We start from the raw sequence: 18,071 nt of genomic DNA, 5'->3' as shown, positions 1-18,071 counted from the left end.
CTGTACATTAACATGACAGCATTTGACAAATCTTGCGGACTTGCACGATATGATTGGCACATCGTCGATAGAATTGAGCGTCTCGTTTTATACGCCGCTGTACCTGACTTGCGCTTTTGAATCCGTGGAAGGCATCATGCTGCATTTGCCGGGTGGCACCAGGACTTGCGCTACACTCTGACAGAGCGGATTGTGAACGTCTCGATAAAATGCCGTCATTTCCTTGAAAGTGCAGCATGCGAAAACTGTTAAGCCTGCCCGTGCGGATTACCCTGATTGTCCTGGGCATCATCATGTTGCTGTTCAGTATGGTGTGCTTTGCCATCTTGCTGACCTGGGCGCCGGACAAGCCGGTGGAAGAACTATTGCCGCGCTGGGCACCTGCGCCCTCACAATTCATCGCAGTAAAAGGTTTGCCGGTCCATGTGCGTGATGAAGGTCGGCGCGATGACCCGGTGCCGCTGGTACTCATCCATGGTACGTCTGCCAGTCTGCATACCTGGGAAGGCTGGGTAGCTGCACTGAAAAGCCAGCGGCGCATCATTAGCATGGATATTCCTGCCTTTGGTTTGACCGGACCGAACTTTGAAGATGATTATCACAGCCCGACCTATGCGAAATTTATCCTGGATTTGATGGATACCATGCGCGTCAGCCACTTCATCATCGGTGGCAATTCATTGGGTGGTGAAATTGCCTGGCAGGTGGCAGTGGCCGCGCCGGACAGGGTAGAACGCCTGATTCTGGTAGATGCCGGTGGCTATGCGTTCACGCCGACTTCCATGCCGCTGGGTTTCCGTCTGGCGCGCATGCCAGAGGCAGCCTGGCTGATGGAACATACCCTGCCGCGTCACATGATGGAAGCCAGCGTGAAAAATGTGTACGGTGACCCGGATAAGGTGACTGCAGAACTGGTTGACCGGTATCAGGCCATGACGCTGCGTGCCGGTAATCGCCATGCACTAAGGCTGCGTTTCAGCCAGCTTGATCATGGTGCACAGGCGGCCAGCATCAAGCGCATAAAGATACCCACGCTGATTATCTGGGGAGGAAAAGATCATTTGATCCCGCCGGAAAACGCCAAAAGGTTTCAGCAGGATATCGTTGGCAGCAAACTGGTGATGTTTGAACAGCTTGGTCATGTGCCACATGAAGAAGACCCGGTCGCAACCGTGGCTGCAGTCAGGGATTTTTTGCAGTCGGTACCGTAAAAGCTGCGGGGAAAAGGAAAAAGCCCGCCTGCGGTATTGACCGTGGGGCGGGCATCTCTACATTCTGGTAACTCGTCAACAACCCATGCTATCTGCATGGTGCCATTGACTTGGCATCACCCGTGCTATCTGCGCGGTGCAATGTGGGTTTGAGTTACCTTGTCCTGTCGGCCAATGAAATGATTCATGTCACGACAGGGTTTACCACGAATGAGGTCCTTCAACACTTCACTACACCATTTTCCGGTTTGCACATAGGCGCAAATCTGGCCGGTGAGAATGAAGGCGCGACGGAGTAGACTGAAATTACTCTGCGGTGTTGTTCACAGGGGACACTGATCAACAGTGGGCCCTTTAACGACAATACCATTTTCCAACAACCCATGCTATCTGCGTGGTGCCACTGGCCGGTAAGTATCATTCTGCGCATCAATCATTCGTGCTGGACGAAGACTGACAGATGAAGGGTTTGTCGCATTCGCTTCCTGTAGACTGTGCCAGCAACCCATGCTATCTGCATGGTGGCACTGGCCGGTAAAAATTTCAGACTTCAGAAAGCGTTACAACTGAACAAACTTGGAGACTGTTACACCATCAGGATGGCGGGGCGAATTTACGCCGCTACACACCGCTAGCCTGACAGGTAAAGACTCTTGTTTTTTCCTGGGTCTGTAAAGACCCGTCATTCAATTCTGATTAAGACAGAACTTGAATGTTACTTGCCTTGTCGCCCTTAGGGCTGGCAGTACGTTCGAACGAAACGCGTTGGTTTTCGCTCAGGCTTTTGAAGCCGCTGGATTGTATGTCCTGGAAGTGGGCGAACAAATCTGCACCGCCTGCATCAGGAGCAATAAAGCCGAAACCTTTAGCGTCGTTGAACCATTTAACTATACCTGTTTGAGTACTCATGTTTTTTTCCTTTTGATAAGACCATAGGCAACATTGCCCGAGGGGGCACTTGTAAGCAAGTGATAAAACCGGTGGAAATAAGACAGAACAGCCAGAGAGATAAAGCTATGCGGAATTGGGACCAACAAATTAAGGACTTGATGCAAGTACGAGAAGGAATATACACCTTAAATTGGAAATCACCTAATCTTCTTTTCAAGTATTTTGAAAGAAGATGATTTGACAGCATCTAAGCCACCTGTTGCGACTGCTCAAAATGACGACTATTTTCCTAGGTTTTACATAGGAGAATAAGTTAGCGAAACTGTACTGTGTAACAATTGATTTTCTTGCTTGACAAGGGGTGGTCAGCAGGTACCATGTGGTTTTAAAGGCAAGATATTTATCTGCAGACGTTCAAATCGAACTCTGCGGCCTACTCAAGCCAACTCAGCTCCATCAACACCCGTCAATTTTAAGGCGCTATTCGATGAAACATTACTTTGAATACCAGGATTCCAAATCATACAAATTTTGGCAAGTGGAAATGGAAGCCAGCACGCTGACTGTGAAGTACGGAAAAATCGGTACCGCCGGTCAGGAAAAGATCAGCAATTTTGAGTCCGTAGAAAAGGCACAAAAAGAAATGGACAAGCTGATCGCCGAAAAAACCAAAAAAGGTTATGTGCAAAAGACCGATGCCAGTGCAAAAAAAGTCGCACGACGCTTGGGTGTAGGCTATGACGAGGCAGAAGAGGGCAAGACCTTGGCAGAAAAAGTATTGGCTTTCCTGGAGACGACGCAGGCTGCAGATGTGGAATCGCTGGTCATCGCTGCCTGGGAAGATGCGTATGAAAACGGACCGCAAGATGCCCTGGGTTTGCTGGTGGCAAACCATGGCAAGCTGGCTAATTTGAAAGAATTGTTTGTCGGCGACATGGATTCCGAGGAATGCGAAATTTCCTGGATTAACCAGGGCGACTACACCTCTGTTTTTACGGCCTTCCCGGCGCTGGAACGTCTGCATATCAAGGGTTCTACAGGTTTGGAATTGTCGTCCCTGCCGCTGAAGCATGACAAGCTGAAAGCACTGACCATAGAATGTGGCGGCTTGCCGAAAAAAATCATCGAAACCATTGCTACTGCACATTTGCCGAATCTTGAATACCTGCTGCTTTACCTGGGTGTGGATGACTATGGCTTCGACGCCAAGATAGATGATCTGCGCCCCCTGATGCAAAAGGGCTTGTTTCCCAAGCTGACTTATCTTGGTCTGGCTGACAGCGGCATCGCCAATGAAGTCGCAATGGCGATTGCTCAAGCTCCGGTACTCGAGCAACTGGAAACACTGGACTTGTCCATGGGTACGCTGACAGATGAAGGTGGACGTGCCTTGTTGGACAGTAAAAAAATCAGCGGCCTGAAAAAACTGGATTTGCATTACCACTACCTGTCCAATGCCATGATGAAAGAATTCAAGCAATTGCCGATATTGGTGGACGTATCGGATCAGCAAACCAGCGATGACGACGATTGGCGCTACCCGGCAGTGACGGAATAGCTGCTGGATGCGCAAGCTTTCTTCATTTGTGCTGATAGGCAATCCTGAAAACAGACGTGTGCGTTTTTTTCAGGAAGCATTGCAGGACGCTGGACGGGAGCCGGCCCTGGTCATTCCTTATCTGGATGTATTGAATGATATTTGCATACTGGACGAGGTATTGGCGAAAGCATGCACCGTCAGGATAGAGTCACCCGGTGAAAACTTTGAAGTGGAAAAAAGAATACTCGCTTTGGGTGGCCTGGAAAATGCGTTGGCGCTAGAAGACGAGCGCGGCAGAATCTACCATCCGCGATTATGGTTTCAGGGTTTTTCTCAATTGATGACATCGATTGCCCAGCGTGCAGGAAAAGTGGACTGGTTTAATCACCCGGCAGATATCGTCAGCATGTTCAACAAACCGCTATGCAAGCAATTGTTGCAAGCGTATACCTTGCCAGCCTGTCCGGTGTTTTCCTGCTATGACGAATTTTTTGCATTCGTGGAAAAGCAGCAAGCCAGCCGCTTCTTCATCAAGCTGAATTCAAGTTCGTCAGCGTCTGGTGTGGTGGCTTATGAATACAATAAAAGCAATGGCCGCGAACAGGCTTATTCTACGGTGGAAGTCGTGCATGGGATGAATGGCATGAATGGCACACATGGCACGAATGGCGAGCGGTTTTACAATTCCCTGAAAGTTAAAAAATACACAGCGCGCGATACCATACGGACCGTGCTGGATTTTCTGTTTGCGCAAGGTGCTTTGACAGAACGCTGGATACCCAAGGCCAGTCATGAAGGTAGTTCTTACGATTTGCGGGTCATGGGTATAGCCGGCAAGCGGCGGCACGCTATTGCCAGATTAAGCCGCGGCCCTATGACCAATTTGCACCTCGGTAATCAGCGCTGCGCAGTGGATGAACTGGAATTGTCGTCAGTAACCTGGAAAGACATCGATACGCTGGTAGAAAACACCATGCAGGCTTTTCCACTATCCCTGTATGCAGGACTGGACATATTGCTGCCCAGGGATGGGCAGCCACCGGTGCTGCTGGAGGCCAATGCCTTTGGCGATTTATTGCCGAATCTGTTGCACGATGCAGAAAACACCTATCTTGCGGAAATCAATGCTGTCCTCAGACGGCAGGCAGGTGAGCATGCCGAACACTGAAAAAGCCAGCCTGCTGTTTGATATCGACAATACCCTGATAGACAGGGATGCTGCGTTCAAGCTTTATTTGCAGGACTTCATGGACAGGAACCAGGGCGCGTTTGCAGACGAAGATGCAGCACGTGCAAGGGAGGATATTCTGGCCCTTGATTGCCATGGAAGAAAAGATCGCAAGCTGTTTTGCCAGGCTTTATTGCAACGCTTTCCCGGTCTTTCTTATACGGCGGATACTTTGTGGGCAGACCACCTGACACTGCCGGATTTTGTGCAAGCAGATAAATTGCTGGGTAATATGCTGGAACGACTCTCGGCACAATATCAACTGATGATTATTTCCAATGGTTCTGCCAGCATGCAAGGCCGCAAACTGCATAGCGCAGGGCTTACGCATTTTTTTGAACATATCTTTATTTCTGCTGAAGTCGGCTATGACAAGCCTGACCTGAGACTGTACTCGCATGCACTAGTCTATTGCAGGCAGGCGGGGGTTGTCATGATAGGGGATGATTATCTCAACGATATGCAGCCCGCCATGGCCCTGCAGTTGAAAACCATTTTCGTCAATCCTGGCAAGGTGCAGGTACCCGCACGGCCAGACCGGGAAATCACCAGCATCCATGCGCTGGAGGAGGCGCTGACATGTCTGATATGAAAAACAGTTTGGCTAGGACGAATATGCCGGATATGCTGGATATGAATGCGCTGGTTGGCAAGGCCAACTTCCTTTTCATCACTTTTGATACCCTGCGTTACGATGTTGCGCAGGCCGAACATGCGGCAGGTCACCTGCCTTTTCTGGCCAGCATATTGCCCAACGGCTGGGAAGAGCGCCATGCGCCGGGGTCCTTCACCTATGCATCGCACTGTGCTTTTTTTGCTGGCTTTCTGCCGACACCAGCACGTCCAGGGATACATGAAAGATTGTTTTCCCTGCAGTTTGCTGGCAGTGAAACTACCGGTGAGCGCAGCTATGCTTTCGATACACCGGACATCGTTGCCGGTTTTGCCGGATTGGGGTATCGCACCATTTGTATTGGTGGTGTTGGCTTTTTTAAAAAACAGAATCCACTGTCCTGTGTCTTGCCCAATCTTTTCCAGGAAAGTTACTGGCAGCCTGAATTTGGCGTCACTGATCCTGAATCAACCAGGCATCAGGTTGAGTTTGCTATCCAGCTATTGCAACAAAAACCCAGGGGAAAAGTTTTTTTATTTATGAATCTATCCGCCCTACATCAACCCAACTGCCATTACCTGTCAGGCTCTGCTGGCGATAGCCTGGCAAGCCATGCTGCTGCGCTGCGCTACATCGATAGCCAGTTGCCACCTTTGTTCCAGGCACTCAATCAACGTGGCGACACCTTTGTGATACTCAGTTCCGATCATGGCACGACCTATGGTGAAGACGGTTATACAGGACACCGTCTGGGACATGAAAAAGTCTGGATCATTCCCTATGCCGATTTCTTGTTGCCGCAAGGGAGCTTGCCATGACCGATATTGGCACGGCGTTTCGTCGCTACCTGGAAGAAAACAATCGCTTTCAGAGCTATCTGTATTCGTATCCGCACAAGACGGCCTACCGGCCATTCGAGCAAAAGCTGGATTTGAAAACCCTGTGGGCACCGGAAAAAAAGAGTTCGCTGTATTTGTACACGCATATCCCTTTTTGCCGCATGAAATGCGCGTTCTGTAATTTGTTTACGGTTTCCAATCCGCAAGAAGACCTGGTCAGCCTGTATCTTAAAAAAGTGCAACTGGAAGCCGAAGTGGCGCGGGACACGCTGGGCGAGTTCAGCTTTGCCGGGTATGCGATTGGTGGCGGCACGCCCAGCCACCTGGAAGTAGGGCAGTTGGAGAAATTATTTTCAGTCTATACCAATACCCTGGGGCTGGATTTGAAAAATACGCCAGGCTCGTTTGAGATTTCTCCTGACACCATCAACGATGAGAAACTTTCTTGCCTGTCACAGCATGGCGTGCAGCGCATCAGCATAGGCATACAAAGCTTTATCGATGCAGAAGCGCGTTCAGTCGGTCGTGTACAGCCAGATGCGGTGATGGAAACGCTGCTGGAAAAAATCCACAGTTACCAATTCCCGATTTTCAATCTGGATCTGATTTATGGCATTCCGGGGCAAACGCCGGAAACCTGGCTGGCATCGCTGGAAAAGGCCGTGCAATTCCAACCAACGGAAATATTTCTGTACCCCCTCTACGTGCGCCCTTTGACGACACTGTTCAAAAAGCACGGCAATACCCAGGCCGAAGATCTGCGCAGCACACTGTATCGCATAGGACGGGAATTTTTGCAGGCACATGGCTATGTCCAGGATTCGATGCGCCTGTTTCGGCGGCCAGTTGCTGGCTTGCGTGAAAGCTCAGAATATTCATGCCAGGAAGATGGCATGATAGGGCTGGGTACCAATGCCCGTTCCTACACCACAGACGTGCATTATTCGACAGAATATGCGGTATCCAAACCGAATGTGGCAGCCATCATCAATGATTATGTGGCCAAGGAACGTGCCGACTTCATGACGGCGGGTTACGGTATTCGCCTGTCTGAAGATGACAGAAAGCGGCGTTACCTGATCAAGTCACTATTGAAGGTCGAAGGACTGGATGGGGCACATTATCAGTCCCTGTTTGGTCAGTCGGCACATGCCGATTTCCCTGAATTGTCTACCCTTATGGAAATGGGATTGGCGCAAGAACAGGCGGGTCGCATGCAATTGCATGGGAATGGCATGGCGTACTCTGACCTCATCGGTCACTGGTTTATTTCACCAGAGGTTAAGCACAAAATGCAGGAGTATGTACCAAGATGAGCCTGAAAGTGATTTATCGCGGGCACCTGACTGATTGCAACTACAGTTGTGAATACTGTCCCTTCGCCAAAGAAAAGAACAGCAGGGAAATGCAGGCGCTGGATAAAAACGACCTGGACAGATTTGTCACCTGGGTAGAGCAAAACAGCAGTGCCGACTATCCCATGGAGATTTTTATTACGCCCTATGGTGAAGCCCTGGTGCGTAAATGGTATCAGGATGCAGTGATACGGCTGTCGCATTTACCGCATGTGCGCAAAGTGGCGGCACAGACCAATCTGGCATGGAACCCGCAATGGTTATCACGTTGCAATCCGCAGACCACAGCTTTGTGGACGACCTATCATCCGGATTTTGTCAGCGAAAATAAATTCGTCGAGAAATCGAATGCACTCAGTGCCCTGCATATTCGTCACAGTGTCGGCGTGGTGGGACTGAAGCAGCATTTTCCGCACATCACCGCCTTGCGCCAGCGCCTGCCACAAGATATCTATATGTGGATCAACGCCTACAAGCGTGAAGCTGATTACTATAGTGAGGCAGAAATCGCCTTCCTGGAAAATATCGATCACTTGTTCAGGCTGAACCTGCCCTGGTATGACAGCATGGGCAAAGCCTGCAAGGCGGGGAATGAGGTGGTGTCCATAGAAGGCAATGGTGACCTGTTTCGCTGCCACTTCATCAAGACCAGGAAGGGCAATATTTTTACCGACCCGCTGGCCAGCATGCTGAAGAAGGAAGCCTGTACCAAAGCGACTTGCCACTGTCACATAGGTTATATCCATCTTGATAGCATGAAATCCGATGTAGTGTATGGCAGCGGTTTGCTGGAAAGAATCCCTGTACGGTTTGCTGGATTAGCGGAAAACCAAGCGGCAACTTAGTGACAAACCAGATAAACAGTTTTTGCCTTATATGATTTTTTCATGCTTTTAGCTGAAAACAATCGTTTGTCGTCTATGCCCAAGGAAGTAATATCGGTTCAACTTAAAGCTCACTAGCATAGAAAGAGATCCCGTATGAACATAGCTACAAACCTGTTTTTACCAAAGCGACGTAATGCAGTATTGGCGGCAGCAATCGTTTCTACCTTTTCAGCTTTTTCTGTCGAGGCACAAGAAATCATCCCGCCTCAGTCAGATACCGTTATTGTGACCGGTACACGTAGCATCAAGCGCACTGTGTCGGATTCTGAAGCACCGATCGATATCCTGACATCCAAGGATTTGCAATCTACCGGCTCTGGCGAGCTGGCGGCGGTATTGAGCCGTTTGCTGCCTTCACTGAACTTCCCGCGTCCGGCAGTGGCCGACGGCACGTCGGCCAGTCGGCCTGCACAATTGCGCGGCCTGTCGCCGGACCAGACACTGGTACTGGTGAATGGCAAGCGCTGGCATACCTCGGCGGTGGTGAATGTGAATGGCACCGCAGGGCGTGGTTCTTCGCCTGCCGATCTGAATACCATCCCCATCAGTTCCATCGACAAGATAGAAGTTTTGCGTGATGGTGCGGCAGCACAATATGGCTCGGATGCGATTGCTGGCGTCATCAACATCATCCTGAAAAAAGGGGCAGATGGTGGCGAAGTCCAGGTCGGCGGCGGTCAATACAGCAAGCGCGACGGTACGCAAGGCAGTCTGAGCGCCAACTTTGGTACGGTTTTGGGTGACAAGGGCTGGGCACGTTTTACTGCAGAGCAGCGCAATCAAAATGAAACCAATCGCGCCGGTGCCGATTTCCGTAATCCGCTTGAACCTTTATACGGCAGAGTCACCCAGGTGCAAGGTGACCCCAAGTTGCAACAAACCAATCTGGGTGTGAATGCTGCGCTGGCACTGGCGGCAGATCTTGAGCTGTATGGTTTTGCTAACTACAGCCGTCGCAATACCGATGCTGCAGCGACCTGGCGCACTGCGTATACAACCGGCACGACTTTGCGTTCACCGCTGTATCCAAATGGTTTCTTGCCGAATGAAGCGGCGACGAATACCGACGTATCGGTGGTGGGCGGTATCAAGGGCCGTACCGATGGCTGGCGCTGGGATGCCAGTGTCAATTACGGCACTAGCGAATTCAGCCTGGATGTCACCAATACCGTGAACCTGAGTTTGGGTGCCACCAGCCCAACGCGCTTTTACGCCGGCAAGCTGAAAAATACCCAGACCCTGGCAAATTTTGATGTGGCGAGAGAGATAGAACTTGCCGGCCTGGCGAATCCGCTGACACTGGCGCTCGGTGCTGAATACCGGCGTGACCAGTATGAAATCGGTGCCGGTGAAGCGAATTCTTATTTCGGTAGTGGTGCGCAGGGCTTCTCTGGCTTCCAGCCTTCGAATGCTGGCAGTTTCAGCCGTCACAGCGCATCGATTTATGCCAATATCGAAGCGGAACTGACCAAGCAACTGAGTGCTTCGGTCGCTTTGCGGCATGAAAACTACAGCGATTTTGGCAGTGTGACTTCGGGCAAGCTGTCGGGCCGGTTTGAATTCACCAAGGAATTTGCATTACGTGCAGCCGTATCGAATGGTTTCCGCGCACCTTCACTGGCACAGCAAAATTATACGATCTCCACCACCAATCTGATCAACATCAACGGCACATCACAACTGGTGGATACCGGAACCTTTGGCGTTGCCACAGCTGCTGCCAAGGCTTTGGGGGCGATACCGCTGGAAGCTGAAAAATCACGCAACTACAGTCTGGGCGCAGTATTGCAGCCGAGCAAAAATGCCTCACTGAGTATTGATGCCTATCAGATCGATATTGATAAGCGCATCCTGTATTCCGGCAACCTGATCTTGCCTGCAGCCTTGCAAAGTGTGCTGGCCAAGCAGGGCGTGCTGGTCGGTGCGGCGCGTTATTTCACCAATGCACTCGATACACAGACCCGTGGTGTGGATGTCGTCGGTTCGTATCAAATTCCTTTGTCGGGGTCAGACAAACTGGGCTTTACCGTCGCTTATAACCACAATGACACCTCGGTGAAGCGGGTGGCAGATAATCCGGCAATACTGACGCAAAACAATCTCTTGCTGATAGACAGGCAAACCGTCAACCGTGCGACCCTGGCGACACCGAAAGACAAATTCAGTATTGCGGCAGACTATGGTTTCAACAACTGGACCATCCATGGCCTGGCAACACGCTATGGCAGTTTTGTCTCACCACAAAATAACGTGACCCTGGATCAGACTTATAGCGCCAACCTGGTGCTGGATGTCGCCGCTAGTGTGAGGCTGGGCAAATGGACGATCAGTGCCGGTGTCGATAACGTGACGGACAAATATCCAGATCAGGTGACTTCGGCAGGCAATCTGAATTCTGGTGGTACCCTGGCGTACAGTACCTTCTCGCCGTATGGCTTTAATGGTCGTTACTATTATGCGAAGGCGGCATACGCCTGGTAACTTAGAGACTGTTTCGAAATTAATCTGGCGTTGTTGCGTTGCCCAGTGTGTACCTTGTACTAAAGTACTGTCTGCGGCAACGGCGCCTAGCCGGGGGCGCCTAGCCATCTTAACTTCGTAACAGCCTCTAAGTAGGTGACTTGGTATTTTGAGGAAGGGCTGCGTTATGCAGCCCTTTTTGCGTCTGCTGCTTAAAAGTCGACGAAATTATTATCGATATTTATTTATCGATAATCGATAAAAAACTATTGCATTTCGAAATTCATGGCTTTAGAATTGAGTCACTTTAATTCAACCAGGGGCTACAAATGCAAGTTCAGAAACATGCCAGGATTGCCAATATCCGTAAGCTGAGCAGGTACTTTTTATTTCTTAACATCTTCGCCATGGCCGTGGTGGCTATCGGGGGTGTCGCCTTTCCTATCATCATGGTGACGGCACCTTCCGGAGACTTGACGCTGATTGCCTACCTCGCGAAAGCAGTGACGGTGAAAGACGGTTTTTATGATCTGCTACAAAGTGGGATAACGACTGACCTGAAAGTAATCGCCTCAGTAGTAGCTATCCTCTCCTGTGTTTTGCTGGAATTTGTTCTCATCCACATCAATAAATTGCTGACCTGTTTTTATGAGGGCGAAATTTTCAACAGGAATGCCATTTTTCACGCTAGGAGGGCATTTACTCTGAACCTGATCTTGGTCGCTGGGGGGCTTGTGATCGAAATCTCTGCCATCATTCTCAGTTATACCCAGTCCGTTACGGGTGGTTCAGGCGATATCGGGCATTTGCTGGGCAGTGTTCTCGATCAACTGACATGGATAGGATTTTGCCTGCTATTGCTGTGGTCGCTGGAAATAGGTGTAGACCTCAATGAAGAAGCTGAACTGACCATCTGAGGACGCATATGCCGATTACTGTCAATCTGGATGTGGTGCTGGCCCAGCGCAAGATGCGTTTGAATACGCTGGCTGAGTTGGTGGATATCACGCCACAAAATTTATCTGTGTTAAAGACGGGCAAGGCCAAGGCCATACGCTTTGATACGCTGGAAAGAATTTGCCAGGTGCTGGAATGCCAGCCCGGTGATATTCTGGCTTATACGCCTGATATGCTTGATACGGAAGTCTAGTTCGAAACATAGTACCGAAGCTTAATATCAAAGCCTGATTTAAACTGATTTGGTATCGGGAAATTTGCCCACATACCTGGCACGTGGGCGTATCAACTGGCCTTCTGCCACCTGTTCCATGGCATGGGCTATCCAGCCTGCCGTACGGCCCAGGGCAAACAGGATCTGGGCCGCACCTGGTGGCAGCCTGCAGGCAATTTCGACTGCGACCAGCGCATAGTCGATATTCAGTGCCTGGCCGGTCAGGTCTTGTGCCGCATCGGCCAGATCAAACAAGCTGGCATGTGTTTTTTTGTCGAGCATGCTCATCAACAAGGCTCCACGCGGGTCGCCATTCGGATAAAGCGGATGACCAAAGCCTGGCAGCCGTGGTGAAAAATGATGGCTGGCATCATGCTTATGCAGGCGCTGTTGCAGGAACTCCGCCATGCCCTGCGGCCCAACTGCCAGCCCGGCCCTTACCATGCTGCCGACACGCAGGCTTTCGCCGCCATGCTTGGGGCCCGATAGTGCCGCCAGCCCGGCAACCAGGGCCATACCCAGATGGACACCGGCAGAAGCGACACAGCGCACGGTAAAGGTGGATACATTCAATTCATGATCAGCGCTGACCACCAGGGCGGCACGCAGCAGATCTGCCTGGCTTGCATCGAGTTGCCAGGCTGTTGCCAGCTTGTGGTGAAATGGCTGATAGTCGGGTTTCACACCCAGCAATGCAGCGGCCGTCAGGTGCATCCACAACAATGCGTGCTGGTGGGGGTGGATGTCTCTGGTCTGATTGACTGTTGCGGCCAGCAGGGGGAGCACGCTGATGGCTCTTTCATAGGGCGACAGGGTTGCGCTCAAGTCCATCAATTGGGGCCACAGCGTATCCAGTCCGGTTAAATGGATATTCTGCAATTCAGTTGTAGCATGGCTGTCCCACAAAATCAGCGCCGTTTGTTCCAGCGTATGTGTGCGTGCCAGATCATCCACGGGCAGGCCACGGTAATACAGCTTGCCATGGCTTACCTGGGTTATCTTTGATTCCAGTATGGGTACACCCCAGTCTATGGCAGATTCCGCAGCACTACCCGCCCGCTTGCTGTCGGTATTGCGGACCAGCAGGCGTAATACTTCTTCCTTCAGATAACGCCTGGCTCTTTGCCCTTCATGCAGATGTGATTGCAGCAAGCCACGGCTGACATAGGAATACAGCGTGGGCAGGCTAATGCCCAGCAACTGAGCGGCTTCTCTGGCAGAGATAAGATTTTCCACTATAAATTTTTATATTGATTGGCAGAATCAAGATTGACCATAGTGTGATACAGATCCTAGACTGAACGCAAATATGACCGTACATGCAGCAGCTTATCGCATTGTGCGCCAATTTGATTTCCTATTTTGATTTCCTATTGGGAGAACATCATGTCTGCAGAAACACTACTGGCATCCTTATGGCACATGGGCGGCGGCGCGTCTGAGGCTTTGCCACAACTGACATTTGGTGGTGATACCGCGCAATTGCCATCGACGTTTCCAGTGGGGGAGGTGGCGTCGGCCACGATTGCGGTGCAAGCCTTGATGGCGGCGCAGCTTTGGCAGGCACGCGGTGGTGAAGCCCAGAGCATCACTGTTGACCGGCGTCATGCGCTGGCCATGTTCAAGAGTGACCGCTATCTCAGCGTCAATGGCCAAGCACCTGAAGACCCCTGGAGCAAGATTGCCGGTTATTACCAGGCTGGAGATGGGCGCTGGATACAATTGCATACCAACTTCCCGCATCACAGGGATGGCGTGCTGGCGATCTTGCAATGTGTTGAGGAGCGCGCCGCAGTCGCCCGAGCAATTGCAGGCTGGCAAGCGGCAGAGCTGGAGCAGGTATTGGCCCAGGTCAACATGTGTGCCGCCATGATACGCACAGAACAGGAATGGCTGGCCCATCCGCAGGCGCAAGCCATCGCAGATTTGCCCCTGTTTGAAGTCAGGCGGGTGGGCGATGGCCCCGTCATTCCCCTGCGGCCTGATGGGCGGCGTCCCCTGAGTGGTGTGCGCGTACTGGATTTATCCAGAGTGATTGCGGCCCCGGTCGGTGCCCGTACTCTGGCACAGCATGGGGCTGAGGTGCTGGCCATCAGCGCTGCTCATCTACCTAACATCATGCCGCTGGTGATGGATACCGGCCGTGGCAAACGTTCTGCACAAATTGATTTGCGCCAGGCAGAAGGGCGGCAGCAACTGCATCAGTTGATCAATGGCGTCGATGTTTTCATGCAGGCTTATCGTCCGAATTCTCTGGCACAGCTTGGGTATTCGGTTGAGGAATTGTGTGCCATGCGACCCGGCCTGATTCATGTCAGCTTGTCGGCCTACGGGCATGTCGGCCCGTGGGCACACAGGCGCGGTTTTGATAGCCTGGTACAGTCAGCCAGTGGCATTGCCGAGGCCGAAGGACGGGCAGCAGGTGGTACTGCACCCGGCAAGCTGCCGTTCCAGGCACTCGATCATGCCACTGGTTATTTATTGGCTTATGCGACCATGCTGGCGCTGCAAAAGCGGGCTGTCGAAGGGGGGAGCTGGCAAGTCAGGGTTTCGCTGGCGCAGACCGGACGCTGGCTGCAACAGATGCCCAGACGCGGTTTACATGATCATGCCGCTGAATTGCGCAAGGAAGAAATCGCCCGTTTTGTGCAGACATCTACCTCAGGCTATGGACAGATACAGGCCATCGCACCGGTGGAACACATGCCTGCCACGCCTGCGCATTTTGACTTGCCTGCGCCGGTTCTGGGTGAGCATGCGCCAGTCTGGCAGTAGTTGGTTTACAGCGTATTCCTGCTTAGCCATTTATCCAGTAAGACGATCAGTTCTGATGCTTTTTCCAGTGGTGACATGTGGCCGCAGTCTTCAATGATTTGCAGTTCGGCATGAGGCAGGCCGTGTGCCAGTTTTTCAGATTCTTCAAGGCTGCGCATCTGGTCGTTCCTGCTGGCGACCACCAGGGTGGGACAGCGTATCAGAGGCAGTTCATGATGTCCATCCCGTCTTTGTATGCCCAACTGGCGCAGGAAAACTTCTTTTCCCAGTGCCACCGACATGGCCTGTAAATGCGCCAGCATGGCGGTATCGTCCTGGCGCTGCGGATGCAGGGCGCGGCGCAGTGCCGTCATGGTCTGGCCCTTGTAGGGGTAAGTGGCCAGCATGTGGATTTGCTGCTGGTTTCTGCGTATTTCATCTTCGGTACTGGCACGTGCCGAGGTATTCAGTAACACCAGACCCGTCGGCCCCGGACCAGCAGCCTGCATGCTCAAGCGCCAGGCCAGGTGACGTGCCACATAACCACCCAGCGAAAAGCCGATGACGATTGCCTGCTCAGGTGTCGTTGTCTGTATGCGTTGCGCCATGCTTTCTATGCTGTCACCCTGGTTCAGGTCTGCCAGTTGCACATGCCCGCGTTGCTGCAGTGCCGGTAACAGCAATTGCCACAAACTGGCATCGCACATAAAGCCGGGGATCAGCAGGAAGTGTCTGTCTTTATGCATGGGCGCTTGACGTGTGGCTGCAAGGATTCATCATGCTTATTTTTTCTTCAGGTTTTGCAGCAGGTTGTTGACCTGATCGCTCAGGGGAATGCCGTGCTGGCGCAGCAGTTGTATATGCAGCACCAGGTTTTCCAGCACCAGCTTGGCGGCGACAGCCAGCAGGGTGACCTGGCGGTCTTCCTGGCTGAAGCTTTCCATGGCATCGGCCATCTCGCATAAATGGGTGGCGGTGATGGCGCGTAATTCATCTTCTTCGAAAGGCAGATCGGCAAAATCGATGGGATCTTCCTGTTCGACTTCTTTCATCAATTCCTGTAGTTGCTCTGGAGTGATGGACATGCATAGGCTCCTGAAAAAGTAAGATCGTAAACAGGTTCGAAGACCAGAACTCACTCCTGTCTATGGAATGAGTACAGTCATTTTATGCTGAATTTTTCTTGAAGGTAAGATGGTTAGATCAGCCTGCTTTATCAGGCTGCTTTAGCGGCCAAACGGAAAACGCGCAGATAGTTGAAAATCTGCACCCGGCTGAGGTTCGGTGAACAGAGCAATGCTGTTGATGTCGAGTGGTGTATCCAGATCAAAATACGCTTGTGCTGCCGCGTGGAAGTGGTCTGCCAGTGGGCCTTGCTCCAGCCTGTCGGTCAGCGTCATGTGGAAGCGGAATTCCTCTTGTGTATAAGGGTAACCCCATTGCATCAGCAAGGCTTGCTGCCTGGCGTTTAACGGGTGTTGCTGGCGACGGGCCAGGTCTGCCGTGCTCATGGGGGCGCGAAAGCGGTCAAATTGCTGGACGCAGGCAAAGGCCAGTTCATTGATCGCGGTTTGATTTTTTGTTGGTCGCAGGGCCAGAAAATTGCCCATCCATTGCACGCCTGGCGCCAGCCCTGTGACGGGAGCCAGTTGCTGGCAAAATTCTTCCAGGGCCAGGTGTAGTGCTGCTTCGGTGTAGCCGGGTGCCAGGTGGAAAGGGGCTTTCAGTGTTGCATGAAAACCATAGCGGCGGGCATCTTGCGTCAGTTGGTGCTGCACATCTGGCTGGATACCATCGAGTGGTGGTTGCGGCAGATCGCGCGCGGCGTCGGCGTCGCGTCCCAGCCATTGGTTGCCGGCATGCCACCAGGCGTTGTCGCTATCTGGCGCAAAATACAGGGCATAGCGTGTCATGCCTTCACGACCCTTGCCAGCATCAGTCACCCACCTGATCCGTCGGGAAACGCAGTGAATCCCTGAGCAGGAAGCCCATGGACATATTCATGTTGATATTTTTTGGAGGAATAGCTTTCATGAACCATTTTTCATAAATACGGTAAATCTCACCTTCGTGGATGAGTCTCAGCATCTCATTATCAACGATTTTCTTGAAGCCGGGATCATCCTTGCGCATCATGATGGAATACGGCTCTATCGACAGGGGCTCACCAATGATGGCAAAGCTTGCCGGGGCTTTGGACTCTGCCCTCAGGCTGTACAGCAAGACATCATCCATGGGAAAGGCATCGGCCTTGCTATCTTCCACCATCTTGAAGGATTCCTGATCGCTATTGCCTTCTACCAGTTTGATGTTGAGGGAAATCGTGTCGCTCCTGTCATTCAGCAGCTTGACGGTGGTGGTGCTTTTGGTGGTGACGACGGTGCGGTTGCGCAATTGTGACCAGTTCTTGATGCCGCTATCGGTCTTGACCAGGGCGCGCACGCTAGAGAAAAAGTGCGGTATCGTGAAGGCGACCTTTTTGCGTCTTTCTGCATTATTGGTGGTGCTGCCACATTCCAGGTCTATCTTGTCTTCCAGCAGGGCGCTGAAACGGGTAGCAGAATCAACGGGATAAAATTGCAGCTGCATGGCAGGCATCTTTAATTCTTTTTTTGATGGCGTCTGCCACTTTCAGGCAAAGATCAACCGAATAACCGAGTGGCTGTTTGTCTGCATCGGTATAGGAAAAAGGCGCTGTTTCACGTATGCCTATCACCAGGGTCTGGGTCTTGCGTATTTTCGTCAGCGTGTCGGCGGCCTGGGCGCATAGTGGTAAGGACAGGCACAGCAATGTAGTAAAACCAGTCAGCATTTGACGCATCATATTTTCCGCCTGTTGTTAGGTGAGCTACATCGCGAGGTGTTCTAGGTCAACACTTCCTAGTCAATCGACTCTAACAGTCAGGGTGCAAGACAAAGTATGAATTTCCGGTGGCATGGCAAAACAAGATTTCGTTAAAAAATCAAAACAATATTGCTCAATTTCAATAAATGGCATGGGATTTTTTATCGCCCTGCTATGAGCCGCAAGGCGATTATTACTTGGAGGACACGCATTTTTTCGGTTTACCTGGGTCCACAGCGAGATGATGGATTTGATAGTCGCCCGGCAAATCATGATA

Annotated in this window: 19 protein-coding genes; 12 read left to right on the top strand and 7 right to left on the bottom strand. The window is 51.6% G+C overall.

Translation table 11 applies throughout. The annotated features are described in order from the left end of the window. The first annotated feature begins 22 nt into the window (after positions 1 to 22). Together ACO0K9_RS08155 and ACO0K9_RS08150 are read left to right on the top strand one after the other, a co-directional pair. Positions 23 to 181: a hypothetical protein gene (locus ACO0K9_RS08155; protein WP_422983634.1), complete on the top strand. Its 159-nt coding sequence runs from the start codon at positions 23 to 25 to the stop codon at positions 179 to 181. A 55-nt stretch (positions 182 to 236) separates the two neighbouring features. Beyond that, complete coding sequence (locus ACO0K9_RS08150) at positions 237 to 1,211, top strand: alpha/beta fold hydrolase (protein ID WP_422983632.1); 975 nt, start codon at positions 237 to 239, stop codon at positions 1,209 to 1,211. A 696-nt stretch (positions 1,212 to 1,907) separates the two neighbouring features. On the opposite strand, the gene ACO0K9_RS08145 is transcribed toward ACO0K9_RS08150, so the two are convergent. Then, positions 1,908 to 2,120: a cold-shock protein gene (locus ACO0K9_RS08145; RefSeq protein WP_186947843.1), complete on the bottom strand. Its 213-nt coding sequence runs from the start codon at positions 2,118 to 2,120 to the stop codon at positions 1,908 to 1,910. Between the two features lie 469 nt (positions 2,121 to 2,589). Between ACO0K9_RS08145 and ACO0K9_RS08140 the strand changes: the two genes are divergently transcribed. The 9 genes from ACO0K9_RS08140 (at position 2,590) to ACO0K9_RS08100 (ending at position 12,174) form a co-directional block, all read left to right on the top strand. After that, complete coding sequence (locus ACO0K9_RS08140) at positions 2,590 to 3,660, top strand: STM4015 family protein (protein ID WP_422983630.1); 1,071 nt, start codon at positions 2,590 to 2,592, stop codon at positions 3,658 to 3,660. Positions 3,661 to 3,667: 7 nt separating this feature from the next. Next, the gene (locus ACO0K9_RS08135) at positions 3,668 to 4,810 is read left to right on the top strand and encodes an STM4014 family protein (RefSeq protein ID WP_422983628.1); all 1,143 of its coding nucleotides are present in this window, start codon (positions 3,668 to 3,670) and stop codon (positions 4,808 to 4,810) included. After that, positions 4,797 to 5,462: an HAD family hydrolase gene (locus tag ACO0K9_RS08130; RefSeq protein ID WP_422983626.1), complete on the top strand. Its 666-nt coding sequence runs from the start codon at positions 4,797 to 4,799 to the stop codon at positions 5,460 to 5,462. Before ACO0K9_RS08135 ends, ACO0K9_RS08130 begins: the two co-directional genes overlap by 14 nt. Then, a complete protein-coding gene (locus ACO0K9_RS08125; protein ID WP_422983624.1) occupies positions 5,450 to 6,301 on the top strand; it encodes an STM4013/SEN3800 family hydrolase in 852 nt (283 codons plus the stop codon). Before ACO0K9_RS08130 ends, ACO0K9_RS08125 begins: the two co-directional genes overlap by 13 nt. Continuing rightward, on the top strand, positions 6,298 to 7,638 hold the full coding sequence (locus ACO0K9_RS08120) for an STM4012 family radical SAM protein (protein ID WP_422983622.1): 1,341 nt from the start codon (positions 6,298 to 6,300) through the stop codon (positions 7,636 to 7,638). Before ACO0K9_RS08125 ends, ACO0K9_RS08120 begins: the two co-directional genes overlap by 4 nt. Further along, complete coding sequence (locus tag ACO0K9_RS08115; RefSeq protein ID WP_422983620.1) at positions 7,635 to 8,522, top strand: STM4011 family radical SAM protein; 888 nt, start codon at positions 7,635 to 7,637, stop codon at positions 8,520 to 8,522. The genes ACO0K9_RS08120 and ACO0K9_RS08115 overlap by 4 nt, the downstream gene beginning before the upstream one ends. A gap of 135 nt (positions 8,523 to 8,657) precedes the next feature. Continuing rightward, positions 8,658 to 11,045 carry a TonB-dependent receptor plug domain-containing protein gene (locus tag ACO0K9_RS08110; protein WP_422983618.1) on the top strand — a complete coding sequence of 796 codons (2,388 nt, stop codon included), beginning with the start codon at positions 8,658 to 8,660 and terminating at the stop codon, positions 11,043 to 11,045. Between the two features lie 308 nt (positions 11,046 to 11,353). Next, the gene (locus ACO0K9_RS08105; RefSeq protein WP_422983616.1) at positions 11,354 to 11,941 is read left to right on the top strand and encodes a hypothetical protein; all 588 of its coding nucleotides are present in this window, start codon (positions 11,354 to 11,356) and stop codon (positions 11,939 to 11,941) included. Between the two features lie 8 nt (positions 11,942 to 11,949). Next, positions 11,950 to 12,174, top strand: coding sequence for a helix-turn-helix domain-containing protein (locus ACO0K9_RS08100; RefSeq protein WP_422983614.1), 225 nt, complete (start codon positions 11,950 to 11,952; stop codon positions 12,172 to 12,174). A gap of 39 nt (positions 12,175 to 12,213) precedes the next feature. Here the strand turns inward: ACO0K9_RS08100 and ACO0K9_RS08095 are convergent, their stop codons facing one another. Further along, positions 12,214 to 13,431, bottom strand: a complete 1,218-nt coding sequence (locus ACO0K9_RS08095) for a citrate/2-methylcitrate synthase (protein WP_422983612.1) — start codon at positions 13,429 to 13,431, stop codon at positions 12,214 to 12,216. A 150-nt stretch (positions 13,432 to 13,581) separates the two neighbouring features. On the opposite strand from ACO0K9_RS08095, the gene ACO0K9_RS08090 reads away from it, so the two are divergent. Next, entirely contained in the window at positions 13,582 to 14,970 is a 1,389-nt protein-coding gene (locus ACO0K9_RS08090; protein WP_422983610.1) for a CoA transferase, read from the top strand. A gap of 5 nt (positions 14,971 to 14,975) precedes the next feature. On the opposite strand, the gene ACO0K9_RS08085 is transcribed toward ACO0K9_RS08090, so the two are convergent. The 5 genes from ACO0K9_RS08085 to ACO0K9_RS08065 all read right to left on the bottom strand — a co-directional run bounded on the left by ACO0K9_RS08085 (position 14,976) and on the right by ACO0K9_RS08065 (position 17,770). Next, positions 14,976 to 15,695 carry an alpha/beta fold hydrolase gene (locus ACO0K9_RS08085; RefSeq protein WP_422983608.1) on the bottom strand — a complete coding sequence of 240 codons (720 nt, stop codon included), beginning with the start codon at positions 15,693 to 15,695 and terminating at the stop codon, positions 14,976 to 14,978. Between the two features lie 36 nt (positions 15,696 to 15,731). Then, positions 15,732 to 16,034, bottom strand: a complete 303-nt coding sequence (locus ACO0K9_RS08080) for a hypothetical protein (RefSeq protein WP_422983606.1) — start codon at positions 16,032 to 16,034, stop codon at positions 15,732 to 15,734. A gap of 141 nt (positions 16,035 to 16,175) precedes the next feature. Then, positions 16,176 to 16,892: a DUF1045 domain-containing protein gene (locus ACO0K9_RS08075; protein WP_422983604.1), complete on the bottom strand. Its 717-nt coding sequence runs from the start codon at positions 16,890 to 16,892 to the stop codon at positions 16,176 to 16,178. Next, positions 16,885 to 17,538: an amino acid ABC transporter substrate-binding protein gene (locus ACO0K9_RS08070; RefSeq protein WP_422983602.1), complete on the bottom strand. Its 654-nt coding sequence runs from the start codon at positions 17,536 to 17,538 to the stop codon at positions 16,885 to 16,887. Before ACO0K9_RS08070 ends, ACO0K9_RS08075 begins: the two co-directional genes overlap by 8 nt. Further along, positions 17,513 to 17,770 carry a hypothetical protein gene (locus ACO0K9_RS08065; RefSeq protein ID WP_422983600.1) on the bottom strand — a complete coding sequence of 86 codons (258 nt, stop codon included), beginning with the start codon at positions 17,768 to 17,770 and terminating at the stop codon, positions 17,513 to 17,515. Before ACO0K9_RS08065 ends, ACO0K9_RS08070 begins: the two co-directional genes overlap by 26 nt. Positions 17,771 to 18,071 lie beyond the last annotated feature (301 nt).

The organism is Undibacterium sp. Ji50W, assembly GCF_049340445.1.
Classification (GTDB): domain Bacteria; phylum Pseudomonadota; class Gammaproteobacteria; order Burkholderiales; family Burkholderiaceae_D; genus Undibacterium.
Note: the sequence above shows the minus strand (reverse complement) of the source record. Positions and strands in the feature narration are given on the sequence as shown.